This window comes from Acidovorax sp. KKS102 (assembly GCF_000302535.1).
Lineage (GTDB): Bacteria > Pseudomonadota > Gammaproteobacteria > Burkholderiales > Burkholderiaceae_C > Acidovorax.
Map to the genome: position 1 here is coordinate 1,409,685 of NC_018708.1, position 12,568 is coordinate 1,422,252.

At 65.6% G+C, this 12,568-nt stretch carries 11 protein-coding genes; 7 read left to right on the plus strand and 4 right to left on the minus strand.

Annotated features, from left to right (window positions below; genetic code table 11):
• Positions 1-349: 349 nt before the first annotated feature.
• The 4 genes from C380_RS06420 to C380_RS06435 all read right to left on the minus strand — a co-directional run bounded on the left by C380_RS06420 (position 350) and on the right by C380_RS06435 (position 4,536).
• On the minus strand, positions 350-1,396 hold the full coding sequence (locus tag C380_RS06420; RefSeq protein WP_015013048.1) for a VWA domain-containing protein: 1,047 nt from the start codon (positions 1,394-1,396) through the stop codon (positions 350-352).
• Between the two features lie 67 nt (positions 1,397-1,463).
• Entirely contained in the window at positions 1,464-2,507 is a 1,044-nt protein-coding gene (locus C380_RS06425) for a DUF58 domain-containing protein (protein ID WP_015013049.1), read from the minus strand.
• Positions 2,508-2,518: 11 nt separating this feature from the next.
• On the minus strand, positions 2,519-3,535 hold the full coding sequence (locus C380_RS06430; protein ID WP_015013050.1) for a MoxR family ATPase: 1,017 nt from the start codon (positions 3,533-3,535) through the stop codon (positions 2,519-2,521).
• A 53-nt stretch (positions 3,536-3,588) separates the two neighbouring features.
• The gene (locus C380_RS06435) at positions 3,589-4,536 is read right to left on the minus strand and encodes a S1C family serine protease (protein ID WP_015013051.1); all 948 of its coding nucleotides are present in this window, start codon (positions 4,534-4,536) and stop codon (positions 3,589-3,591) included.
• Between the two features lie 147 nt (positions 4,537-4,683).
• Between C380_RS06435 and C380_RS06440 the strand changes: the two genes are divergently transcribed.
• The 7 genes from C380_RS06440 to C380_RS06470 all read left to right on the plus strand — a co-directional run bounded on the left by C380_RS06440 (position 4,684) and on the right by C380_RS06470 (position 12,489).
• Positions 4,684-5,532: a TatD family hydrolase gene (locus C380_RS06440; protein ID WP_015013052.1), complete on the plus strand. Its 849-nt coding sequence runs from the start codon at positions 4,684-4,686 to the stop codon at positions 5,530-5,532.
• Between the two features lie 125 nt (positions 5,533-5,657).
• Positions 5,658-6,287, plus strand: a complete 630-nt coding sequence (locus C380_RS06445; protein ID WP_015013053.1) for a DNA-deoxyinosine glycosylase — start codon at positions 5,658-5,660, stop codon at positions 6,285-6,287.
• Positions 6,288-7,052, plus strand: coding sequence for a hypothetical protein (locus C380_RS06450; RefSeq protein ID WP_015013054.1), 765 nt, complete (start codon positions 6,288-6,290; stop codon positions 7,050-7,052).
• Between the two features lie 13 nt (positions 7,053-7,065).
• Positions 7,066-8,859, plus strand: a complete 1,794-nt coding sequence (locus C380_RS06455; protein WP_015013055.1) for a GspE/PulE family protein — start codon at positions 7,066-7,068, stop codon at positions 8,857-8,859.
• A gap of 196 nt (positions 8,860-9,055) precedes the next feature.
• The gene (locus C380_RS06460) at positions 9,056-9,544 is read left to right on the plus strand and encodes a tripartite tricarboxylate transporter TctB family protein (protein WP_015013056.1); all 489 of its coding nucleotides are present in this window, start codon (positions 9,056-9,058) and stop codon (positions 9,542-9,544) included.
• Positions 9,545-9,559: 15 nt separating this feature from the next.
• Positions 9,560-11,071, plus strand: a complete 1,512-nt coding sequence (locus C380_RS06465; protein ID WP_015013057.1) for a tripartite tricarboxylate transporter permease — start codon at positions 9,560-9,562, stop codon at positions 11,069-11,071.
• Positions 11,072-11,190: 119 nt separating this feature from the next.
• Positions 11,191-12,489 carry a DUF3422 family protein gene (locus C380_RS06470; RefSeq protein ID WP_043565213.1) on the plus strand — a complete coding sequence of 433 codons (1,299 nt, stop codon included), beginning with the start codon at positions 11,191-11,193 and terminating at the stop codon, positions 12,487-12,489.
• Positions 12,490-12,568: the final 79 nt, after the last annotated feature.

The window sequence follows — 12,568 nt, forward strand, 5'->3', positions numbered from 1 at the left end:
CGTGCGTGTGCCGAAGGACACACGCACTTCGTGCACTGACTTGCCGCAGTTGTTTGAACGGAGCGCGTAGCGCGCAGTGAGTTCTGCGGCGCACCCTCTGTCCGAGCATCGCAGGTTGCCCGTAGCGCAGCGAAGGGACGCGCGCAGTAGGGTCGCCCTTTCTTTGGTGACTTTCTTTCGGCGACGCGAAAGAAAGTTACTCGCACGCCGGGCGACTCCCGGCCTCCGCCCTCAACCGAGGCATGCCGTCAACCAGGCACACAGCCCTTTGCACGGAGGGAGAGTGCTTCAAAAAGCATAGCTGCCAGCGCATATCCCACTGGCGCATCCAGCCAAAATCACCAAAAAATCACATCACCCGCCCATACCACCACACCGACAACCCTGCCGCCACCAACGCCAGCACCGCCCCCAGCAACGCCAGCAAAGAAGAAATCTCCGTCTCCTTCTTCTCCACCGTCAGCCGCGAGCTCAGCGTCTCGTACACCTTCTTCAGGTCTGCCGCCGTCGCCGCATGAAAGTACTCGGCATTGGTCCGCGCAGCCACCGCCTTCAGCGTTTCCTCGTCCAGCCGCACGCGCATCGACCAGCCCTCAAAGCCAATGGTCTCGCCCTGCACCGTGCCCACCCCCACCGTGTACACACGCACACCCCGGTCGGCCGCCCACTTGGCGGCTTCCAGCGGGTCCACGCCCGTGGTGCGCTGGCCGTCGGTCAGCATGATGATGGCGGCCGAGTTGTAGGAGCCCGGGGCCACGGGCGTGAAGGTCTTGGCGGGGTCTTGTTGCTTGCCCAGCTCTTCGATGGGCCTGGGGCGCATGGCCTGGCGGCCGCCCAGTGCGGCGATGTCGATGCCCGCGTCGGGGAAGATCGTGGCCAGCGACAGCATGATGCCGTTGCCCGTGGCCGTGCCGCGCTGCAGCTGGAAGCTGTCGATGGCCTTGACCAGGTCTTCACGGCTCTGGGTGGGCAGCTGGGCCAGCTGGGCGCTGCCGGCAAAGGCCACGATGCCGACGCGCACATGGCGCGGCAGGTCGGCGATGAAGGCCTTGGCGGCGTTCTGGGCGGCGGTGATGCGGTCGGGCTCCACGTCGGCGGCGCGCATGCTGCCCGACACGTCCATGGCCAGCATGATGGTCTGGTCCTGCGAGGGCAGGGTGATGACGGCCAGCGGGCGCGCGGCGGCCAGCAGCAGGGCCACCAGGGCCAGCAGGAACAGCGCGGGCGGGATGTGGCGGCGCAGGTGCTGGCTGGGGCCCATGGCCTCGCGCACCAGGGACAGGCTGGAGTAGGTCAGCGCTGTTTTCTTGCGCCGGTGCAGCAGCCACCAGTACAGCAGTACCAGGAGGGGCACCGCCAGCAGCAGCCAAAGCAGGGTGGGCCAGAGAAAAACCATGGTGTGTGTCCTTGGTGGCGAGTACAGCGTGTGCGGCGGGTGACTAACTAATCAATCCATCGATCTGTCAGGCGGCGGCTGCCTGTGCGGCAGGGGCTGCGGATGCCGATGCCGATACGGGCACGAGAGGATTGCTGTGCGCCCGCACCCGGCGTTGGCGCAGGTCCATGAACCGCAGCAGGGCATCGACCAAGTCGTCGTCGGTGCACAGCTCCAGCGTGTCGGCGCCCGCGCGGGTCAGGCCTTCGCGCAGCGCGGCCTCGCGGTCGGCGGCCAGCTGGGCAAAGCGGCGGCGAAAGCCCGCGTCGTGTGTGTCCACCTGCAGTTGCTCGCCGCTTTCGGCATCGCGCAGCGTGACCAGGCCCACATCGGGAAGCTCCAGCTCCAGCGGGTCGAGCAGGCGCACGGCCACCACGTCATGCCGCTGGGCCAGCTGGGCCAGGGGCTTTTCCCACCCAGGCGCGCTGATGAAGTCGGACACCACAAACACGGTGGACCGGCGCTTGAGCGTGGCCAGTCCGGTCTGCAGCAGCCGGTGCAGCTCAGTAGCGCCGCCACCCGTCTTGTGCGGTGGCACCGGGGTTTTGGAGGGCAGCAGCTTGTGCACCAGGTGCAGCACATGGGCACGGCTGCTGCGCGGGGGCAGCACGGCGTCCACCGCGCGTGCTGCCTGCGGGTGGGCGCCGCCGTACAGCACGGCGTCCACACGGTTGCCGTGGCGGGTGAGCAGACGCGAAAGCACGGCCACAAAGCCGGTCAGGATGTCGCGCTTGGCATGGCCGGTGGGGCCGAAGCTGATGGATGGGCTCAGGTCCAGCAGAAACCAGGCCGACATTTCGCGGTCTTCGGTGAACACGCGCACATGGGGCGTGTTCAGCCGCGCGGTCACGTTCCAGTCGATGTGGCGCACGTCGTCGTGTGGCTGGTATTCGCGCAGGTCGGTCAGGTCCAAGCCACTGCCGCGCATCAGCGTGCGGTAGTCGCCCTGCAGCAGGCCGTCCAGGCGGCGGATCACCTTCCACTCCAGTTCACGCAGTAGCCGGTCGGCCTGCCCGGGCAGCGTGGGCAGGGTGTGCACTGTGGCGGAGGTTTCGGCTGGCTTGCTGGTCATAGCGGGTGGACTCAGGCGGCCTTTTGTTCGTGGTGCAAGGGGCGCGCCGGTGCCGGGATCTTGGCCATGATGCGCTGGATGAGCGCATCGGCATCCAGCCCCTCGGACAGCGCCTCGTACGACAGTGCCACGCGGTGGCGCAGCACATCGGCGGCCAGGTCCACCATGTCTTCGGGCAGCACATAGTTGCGCCCGCGCAGCATGGCCAGGGCTTGGGCGCCCTCGGCCAGGGCGATGGTGGCGCGCGGGCTGGCGCCGCAGCTGATGTAGCTGGCCAGGTCTTTCAGGCCATGCCGTGCGGGCTCACGAGTGGCGGCCACCAGCTTCACGGCGTACTGCAGCATCGACGGGTCCACATACACGGTGCGGCATTCGGCCTGCAGCGCCGCCAGCTGCGCCGTGGTGGCCACGGGCAGCACTTGCACGGGCACATCGAGCGCGCGCTGGGCGATCACGAACTCTTCTTCCTCGGTGGGGTAGCCCAGCAGCACCTTCATCATGAAGCGGTCCACCTGGGCCTCGGGCAGCGCGTAGGTGCCTTCGGTCTCGATGGGGTTCTGCGTGGCCATCACCAGGAAGGGCTCGGGCACCTTGTGCGTTTCGCCCGCAATGGTCACCTGGCGCTCCTGCATCACCTCCAGCAGCGCGCTTTGCACCTTGGCGGGCGCACGGTTGATTTCGTCAGCCAGCAGCAGATGGGTGAACACCGGGCCCAGCGTGGTGCTGAACTCCCCGGTCTTCTGGTTGTACATGCGGGTGCCCACCAGGTCGGCGGGCACCAGGTCGGGTGTGAACTGGATGCGCTTGAAGCTGCCCTGGATGGTGCTGGCCAGCGTCTTCACCGTCAACGTCTTGGCCAGGCCCGGCACGCCTTCGACCAGCAGGTGGCCCTGGGCCAGCATGGCGACCATGACGCGCTCCAGAAAGCGGTCTTGCCCGACCACCACGCGCTTGACCTCGTAGAGCACCTGTTCCATCAGCGTGGCGGTGGCAGCGTTCGATGCATTGGGCGATGTGCTGGACGACATGGGGCTCCTTGCGATGGCGGGTAGGAAGGTGGTGATGGTGGGGCGGTGTGCGGTCAGAACGGGGGCATGCCGACGGCAGACGCTGCGTTTTCGATGGGCACTGCAAAGCCGATGCCGATGAAGGTGCGCGCCTGGGTGGGGTTGAGTATGGCGGTGACGATGCCCACCACCTCGCCGTCCAGCGTCACCAGCGGACCGCCCGAGTTGCCCGGGTTGGCGGCCGCGTCAAACTGGATCAAATTGCTGAGCTGGCGCTTGCCCTCGGGCGATGTGAATTCGCGCTGCAGGCCGGACACCACCCCCGCCGATGCCGAGGGGCCGATGCCAAAAGGAAAGCCCACGGCCACCACATGGTCGCCCGGGCGCAGGTTTTGGGTGGACCGCAGGGTGGCAGCCTCCAGGTCATCGGGCACCTTGTGGGCCTGCAGCACGGCCAGGTCGTTTTCGGGTTGCACGCCGGTGATGCTGGCCGTGGTCTCCAGTCCGTCGTGGAAGGTGATGCCGATGCGGTCTGAGCCCGCCACCACATGCAGATTGGTCAGGATGACGCCCTTGTCTACGATGACCACGCCCGTGCCAATGCCGCGCTCGACCTCTTCCTTGCCGTTCTTGCTACGCCCGTAGCCCACCACGCGCACCACCGAGGGGCCGATGCTCTCCACAGCCCGCGCGGCGGCAGAGGGCGGGGTGGTGGTCTCCAGCGTGCGCAGCACTGCCGCGTCGATGTCGTCCTGGGTGATCTTGCGGGCGGGGCTGCGGGTGTTATGCCAGGCGCTGGCTATCAATAAGCCCGCCAACAGCACCACGATGGCCCACAGGGCGACCAGCTGGCGTTTGAATGCGCGGGAATTCGGGGGCGTGGACGCAGCGGTGGCGGCGTTCGTCGCTGGCGAATCATCTGCGGGCGGCGCTGTGGAGGCCACGGCTTCGGTGGCGTCCATGACCGCAGGCGTGCGGCTGCGGGCGGAGCGGGAGCTGCTGTAGAGGGCGGGCCGGGGCATCCTGTCACCTTTGCTCGTACACGCCAGGGCTTGGCGCACGCAAATGACAGTAGCACGGTTTGCCGGCAAATGCACATGCAGGGCTACACAGGCGCACAGCCCCCAACGAGCGCAGCCTTTGCAGACGGCATCGGGCATCATCGGCGCATGACCGCCTGGATCGATACCCACTGCCACCTCGACGCCCCCGAATTCGATGCCGACCGCAGCGCGGTACGCGCCCAGGCGGCGGCGCAAGGCGTCTGCCATTGCGTGATTCCGGCGGTAGAGCGCAGCAACTGGGACACCGTGCGGACGCTGGCGCACCAGCATGGGGACAGCTATGCGCTGGGCATTCATCCCCTCTGCACAGGGCGCGCCGAGGAGGAGGACCTGCAGCATCTGGCCCGGTATCTGGAGCAGCACCACGCAGACCCACGCCTGGTGGCGATTGGCGAAATCGGTCTCGATTACTTTGTGCCCGGCCTCGACCCGGTGCGCCAGGAGCGGTTTTACCGCGCGCAGCTGCAGCTGGCTCGGCGGTTTGACCTGCCGGTGATCCTGCATGTGCGACGCTCTGCCGACAAGCTGCTCAAGGGCCTGCGGGATGTGCCGGTGCGCGGTGGCATCGCCCATGCTTTCAATGGCAGCCTGCAGCAGGCGCAGGCGTTCATTGGCCTGGGCTTCAAGCTGGGATTTGGCGGTGCGGTGACCTATGACCGCGCCCTGCAGCTGCGCCGCCTGGCCACCGAGCTGCCCGGCGATGCGCTGGTGCTGGAGACCGATGCGCCCGACATTCCCCCCCACTGGCTTTACACCACGGCCGCAGAGCGCGCTGCCGGGCAGCCCCAGGGCCGCAACAGCCCGGGGGAACTACCCGGCATTGCGGCCGTGGTGGCCCAGCTGCGCGGCCAGCCTGTGGAGGCGCTGGCTGGCAGCACCCGGGCCAATGCGTTGGCCGCGTTGCCCCGGCTGGAGAGTCTGCTGGCAGACGCGCGGCCATCGCAGGGCGGATGAGAGACCGGCAAGAAAGATGAATGGGGAGAAATTTGGGAGTTCGACGCCCTGTGGCAAAGGGCCGACAGCTATCTTTTTTGTGCTGCCGGACGGGACTGACCGTCCTTTGGGGCCAAAATTGCCCCATGCCTCCAGCCCCTGTTGCCGCCGATCCGTCTGTGGCCGCCGCTCCTGACGCCGTCGGCCCATCCACGCGCTGGCTGGGCCTGCCGCCAGTGGCCGGTGCGCGCACCGTGGTGCTGGTGCTGGGCAGTTTCCCGGGGGCTGCGTCATTGCAAGCCCGCCAGTACTACGCGCACCCTCAGAACCACTTCTGGAAGATTCTGCAGGCCTTGTGGCCCCAGCATCCGTTGCCCCCGGCCGGGCCTGAGGGCTATGCGGACCGCTGCGCTTGGCTGCTGGATCGCGGCCTGGGTCTGTGGGACGTGTACCAGAGCTGCGAGCGCGAGGGCAGCCTGGACACCAGCATCCGCAACGCCCGGCTCAACGACTTTGCCGCGCTGCGCAGTGTGTGCCCTCAGCTGGCCGCGCTGGCGCACAACGGTGCGGAGAGTTTCCGGCACGCCCCGGCGGCGCTCGCCGCGCTGGGGGCTGCCGGGCAGCCGACGCGCTTGCTGCATGATGGGGGGAGGTCAGGCGCACGACCCATCGAGGCCGTGCGGCTGCCATCGACCAGCCCGGCCAACGCCTCCTGGAGTTTTGAACGTAAATTGACCGCCTGGGCCGATGTGATGGCCCGGCACGGATTGCTGTGAATGGCCCGTAAAAAAGAAACCTTGCAAGAGCTGCCGGAAGTCAGCGTGTCTGACGATGGCGAAGTGCGCCACCTGCACCTGGGCACACCCTGGATCCAGGGCTCCATGCGCATCGATGAGCCCTTTGCCCTGGAGCTGGAGTACGTGCAGCGCATGATGGCCTGGCTGCTGTTTGCCGACCTAGCGCAGGTGTCCAAGGGCCATGCCATGCAGCTGGGCCTGGGGGCGGGTGCCATCACCAAGTTCAGCCACAAGAAGCTGCGCATCTGCACCACCGCCATTGAGTTGAACCCACAGGTGCTGGCCGTGTGCCGCCAGTGGTTCAAGCTGCCGCCCGACGGCCCCAAGCTGCGCGTGGTGCTGGCCGACGCGTCCAAGGAGATCCAGAACCCCATGTGGTTGGGAACGGTGGATGCGCTGGCCGTGGACCTGTACGACCACGAGGCTGCGGCGCCCGTGCTCGACAGCCCCGACTTTTATGCCGACTGCCGCGCGCTGCTCACGGAAACAGGCTGCATGACCGTGAACCTGTTCGGCCGCGCGTCGAGCTTTGACCGCAGCCTGCAGAGCATGGCGCGAGCGTTTGGCGACGATGCGCTCTGGGCGTTCAAGCCCACACGCGAAGGCAACACGGTGGTGCTGGCGCAGCGCACCCCCACGCGGCCCAAGCGCGCGGAGCTGGCCGAAAAGGCTGAAGCGATCCAGGCGCGCTGGGACCTGCCCACTTCCAAATGGCTGCGGGTGTTCAAGCCCGTGAAGCCTTGAAAGGATTCTTGCAATGAATGCTCCCGTCGTGACGCCGGAACGGCTGAAATCGGCTTCGCACATTGGGCCTGTGGATTGGCGCCGTGTGGTGCAGTGGCTCAGTGATGACAAGGTGATCTCGCACGAGGAAGCGCAGCGCACCGTGGGCCGCTGTTCGCAGGCCGAGAGCTCTCAGCACGCCTTGGTGCGCTTGGCCAACGTGGCCATGGAGCGTGCGAGCGACGGCAAGCCGCTCGACATCGAGGCGCTGACTGAGTACCTGGCCCAGCGGGCGGGTCTGGCCTACATGCGCATCGACCCGCTCAAGGTGGATGTGGGCCGTGTGGCCGACAGCATGAGCGCCACCTATGCGGAACGCCACAAGGTGCTGCCCGTGCAGGTGACCAGCAAAGAAGTGGTGGTGGCCACGGCCGAGCCCTTCATCGACGACTGGGTGGCCGAGGTGGAGCGCCAGTCACGCAGATCTGTGCGCAGGGTGGTGGCCAACCCGCAGGACATTCACCGCTTCACGGCCGAATTTTTTGCACTCGCCAAGTCGGTGCGCGCGGCGCAGAAGGCTGGCGGCAACTCGGGGGGCAGCAGCTTTGAGCAACTGGTGGAGCTGGGCAAGAGCAACAAGCAGCTCGACGCCAACGACCAGGGTGTGGTCAAGGTGGTGGACTGGCTCTGGCAGTACGCGTTTGACCAGCGTGCCAGCGACATCCACCTGGAGCCGCGCCGCGACCAGGGCGTGATCCGGTTTCGCATCGACGGTGTGCTGCACCCGGTCTACCAGATGCCCATGGGTGTGCACAACGCCATGGTGGCCCGCATTAAGCTGCTGGGCCGCATCGACGTTGTGGAAAAGCGCCGCCCCCAGGACGGCCGCATCAAGACGCGCAACCAGCGGGGCGAAGAGGTGGAAATGCGCTTGTCCACCCTGCCCACGGCGTTTGGCGAAAAGATGGTCATGCGCATTTTCGACCCCGACAACGCGGTCAAGGACCTGGACGCCCTGGGCTTTGCGCAGCACGATGCACAGCGCTGGGAGGCGCTGGTCAAGCGCCCGCACGGCATCATCCTGGTGACCGGTCCCACAGGCTCGGGCAAGACGACCACGCTGTACTCCACCCTGAAGCGGGTGGCGACCGAAGAGGTCAACGTGAGCACGGTGGAAGACCCGATCGAAATGATCGAGCCCAGCTTCAACCAGACCCAGGTGCAGCCGCAGCTCGACTTCAACTTTGCCGAAGGCCTGCGCGCCCTCATGCGGCAGGACCCCGACATCATCATGGTGGGCGAAATCCGTGACCTGGAGACTGCCGAGATGGCCATCCAGGCCGCGCTGACCGGCCACCTGGTGTTCTCCACCTTGCACACCAACGATGCGCCCAGCGCCATCACCCGCATGATGGAGTTGGGGGTGCCGTCATACCTCATCAATGCCACCCTGCTGGGTGTGCTGGCCCAACGGCTGGTGCGCACGCTGTGCAAGCAGTGCAAACAAAAGGACGAGTCCGCAAGTCGCGAGGCGCTGACCGAGGTGGTCAAGCCCTGGAAGATCAGCGGCAGCTACCACCCGTACAAGCCGGTCGGCTGCGTGGATTGCCGCATGGGCGGTTTCCGAGGCCGCATGGGGCTGTATGAATTGCTCACCGTCAGTGAGGCGCTCAAGGACAAGATCACCCAGGCGCCTTCCATTGATGTGCTGCGTCGGCAGGCTGTGCAGGACGGCATGCGTCCCCTACGCTTGGCGGGCGCGCTGCGCGTGGCCGAGGGGCTGACCACGATGGAGGAGGTGATTGCCGCCACACCGCCCTTGGAGTGAGCGAAGGGGAGGGGCGGTCATTCCTCTGCGGTTGGCCAGCCGTCTTCCAGAGTGGTTTTCGAGACAGTCTCCTGGGCGACTCGCCCGGTGGTGCATGCTTGCCAGGCGTTACCGGATGTAGGTGGAATCCACATCGCGCCGCCCCCTCCTTGCCAGCACAATCGCGCAGTCGAGAATTCCGTCAAGGAGACAATTCGTGAAAATCAAGAGTAACAAAGACTTTGCGTCCGGGCTCATGTTCATGGGCGTCGGTACCGCATTTGCGTGGGGCGCGACCACCTACAACGTAGGGACCGGCGCGCGCATGGGCCCTGGCTACTTCCCGTTGCTGCTGGGCATTTTGCTGGCCATCATTGGTCTGGTGATCACTTTCAAGGCGATGACCGTGGAAACCGCCGATGGCGACAAGATCGGCAAATGGGCCTGGAAGCCGCTGTTCTTCATCCTGGCAGCCAACTTTGCCTTCGGCATTCTGCTGGGCGGCTTGCCCAGCCTGGGCATCCCGGCCATGGGTCTCATCGTGGGCATCTATGCACTGACCTTCATCTCCAGCCTGGCTGGCAATGAGTTCAATGCCAAGGGTGTGTTTGTTCTGGCCACCGTGCTCGCCATCGGCAGCTATGTGGCTTTTGTGTGGGCGCTCAAGCTGCAGTTTCCTGTGTGGCCGAGTTTCATCGCAGGTTAAGCAGGAGCACCGACCATGGATTTGATTAACAACTTGTCGTTGGGTTTTGGTGTTGCGTTCACCTTCCAGAACCTGATTTACTGTTTTGTCGGCTGTTTGCTCGGTACGCTGATCGGCGTGCTGCCAGGCATCGGCCCCGTGGCGACCATCGCCATGCTGTTGCCCGCCACCTATGCGCTGCCCCCCGTGGCTGCGCTGATCATGCTGGCCGGTATCTACTACGGCGCCCAGTACGGCGGTTCGACCACCGCCATCCTGGTGAACCTGCCCGGTGAGTCTTCGTCGGTGGTGACCGTGATCGACGGCTACCAGATGGCCCGCAAGGGCCGGGCGGGGCCCGCGCTGGCGGCTGCAGGTTTGGGCTCGTTCTTCGCAGGTTGCGTGGGTACGCTGATCCTGGCGGCCTTTGCGCCTCCGTTGACGGAAGTCGCGTTCAAGTTCGGTCCTGCCGAATACTTCTCGCTGATGGTGCTGGGTCTGATCGGTGCCGTGGTGCTGGCCTCGGGTTCGCTGCTCAAGGCGGTGGCCATGATCGTGCTGGGCCTGCTGATGGGCTTGGTGGGTACCGACGTGAACTCGGGTGTGGCCCGTTTCAGCTTCGATATCCCTGAGCTGACCGACGGCATCGGCTTCGTGACCATCGCCATGGGCGTGTTCGGTTACGGTGAAATCATCGCCAACCTGTCGCGTCCTGATGAAGACCGTGAAGTGTTTACAGCCGAGGTGCAGGGCCTGTTCCCGACCAAGGAAGATTTCAAGCGCATGTTTCCTGCAGTGCTGCGTGGTACTGCATTGGGCTCAGCCCTGGGTATCTTGCCTGGCGGCGGTGCGTTGCTCTCTGCCTTCGCTGCTTACACCATCGAGAAGAAAACGAAACTGCACCCTGGTGAGGTGCCTTTTGGTCAGGGCAATATCCGCGGCGTAGCGGCCCCTGAGTCGGCCAACAATGCCGGTTCGCAGACTTCGTTCATCCCGCTGCTGACGCTGGGTATTCCTCCCAACGCCGTGATGGCGCTGATGGTGGGTGCCATGACCATCCACAACATCCAGCCTGGTCCCCAGGTGATGACGAGCAACCCCGAACTGTTCTGGGGCCTGATCGCCTCGATGTGGATCGGCAATGCGATGCTGGTGATCCTGAACCTGCCGCTGATCGGTATCTGGATCAAGCTGCTCACCGTGCCTTACCGCTGGCTGTACCCGTCCATCGTGCTGTTCTGCGCGGTGGGTGTGTATTCCACCAACAACAACACCTGGGATATCTGGATGGTGGGTGGCTTCGGTCTGGTGGGCTATATCTTCCACAAGCTGGGCACCGAGCCTGCACCATTGCTGCTGGGCTTCATCCTCGGCCCGATGATGGAAGAGAACCTGCGCCGTGCGCTGCTGCTGTCGCGTGGCGACTGGAGCGTGTTTGTCACTCGTCCGCTGTCGGCTGGTCTGCTGGCTGCTGCGGCTTTGTTGCTCATCATCGTGCTGCTGCCCGCCGTGAAGAACAAGCGCGAAGAAGCCTTCGTGGAAGACTGATCCTTCTCTGCGGACTTTCTCACCCTGACCAACGGCACCTTCGGGTGCCGTTGTTTTTTGGGCAGTGGCGTCCACATGGCACGGCTGTCGGCGGTACACAATTGCGGGCAGAGGTCCGCATGTCCACACCCTTTCATCCCACGCAGCATCCCCACCGGGCGATGCTGCACAACGAAATCCACGCCCGCCCGCCCGAGGCGATGAATGCGCCGCTGGCCATCGCACACGTCGTCATGCTGGCCGATGCCGCCGGTCGCGAGGCGAGCCGGGCCCATGTGGCCGCGCTGCTGCGGGACCATCACATGGCGCTGCCTGATGCACAGACCACCCACCTGCGCATGGATCTGGGCGCTTTTCGCCTGCGGTGGGAGCTGCACACCGAGTTTGTCACCTGGACCTTCATGGTCCCGGCGCCGGTCGAGGCTTTTGGAGAGCGGGAGCCGGTCAGTGCGGTGGACTCCGTGCCCCGCGACTGGCTGGCCGCGTTGCCGGGCCAGTGCCTGTGCAGTCTGAACCTCTGGGTGCTGCCCACCCATACGTTTGGCTCGGGCTCGCTGGTCAAGCATGTGCTGCATGAGGACACGCTGGTGGCGTCCACCGTGGCCGATGGCCATGGCGAGGTGTACACCGACTTCGCGATCCATGCCGACGGTTTCTCGCGCATGGTGTTGCTAGCGGGTGGTATGACACCCAGGCGCCTGGGGCGCTTGGTGCAGCGCCTGCTGGAGATAGAGACCTACCGCATGGCCGCTTTGCTGGGCCTGCCGGCCGCCCGCGAGGCAGCCAGCGTGCTGGCCTTTGCCGAGCGTGAACTGGCGGCGCTGGCTGAAGCCATCCGCACAGCCAACCGCGACGACGAGCCTGCTTTGCTGGACCGGCTGACGCGCCTGGCTGGGCAGGTGGAGAGCCAATACGCAGCCACACATTCGCGTTTCTCGGCCAGCAGCGCCTACTTTGAATTGCTGGACCGCCGCATCCAGGACATTGCCGAGTCGCGTCTGGCGGGCATGCAGACCATCCGCGAGTTCATGGACCGGCGCCTGACCCCCGCGCGCAGCACCTGCGAGTGGGCGACCCGGCGGCAGGATGCGCTGTCGCAGCGGGTATCGCGCATGAGCAACCTGCTGCGCACCCGGGTAGAGATCGAGCAGCAGCAAAGCAGCCAGGCGCTGCTGACCACCATGAACCACCGGCAGGATTTGCAGTTGCAGATGCAGTCCACGGTGGAGGGCTTGTCCGTGGCGGCCATTACCTATTACATCGTCGGGCTCGTCAGCTATCTGGCGAAGGGCGCGCAAAAGCTGGGGTGGCCGTTGTCGCCGGAGACCACGGCAGCCCTGGCGATTCCCGTGGTGGCGGCCGGGGTGTGGTGGTCACTGCGGCGCCTGCACCAGCGGGTGTTCCACAAACACCGCTGAGGGCGCAGGTGGTGATCGGCCGGACTGCGCGGGAACTCGTTGAACCCGTGCGCCATCGCTGATCAAGGGGTCGCCCGCA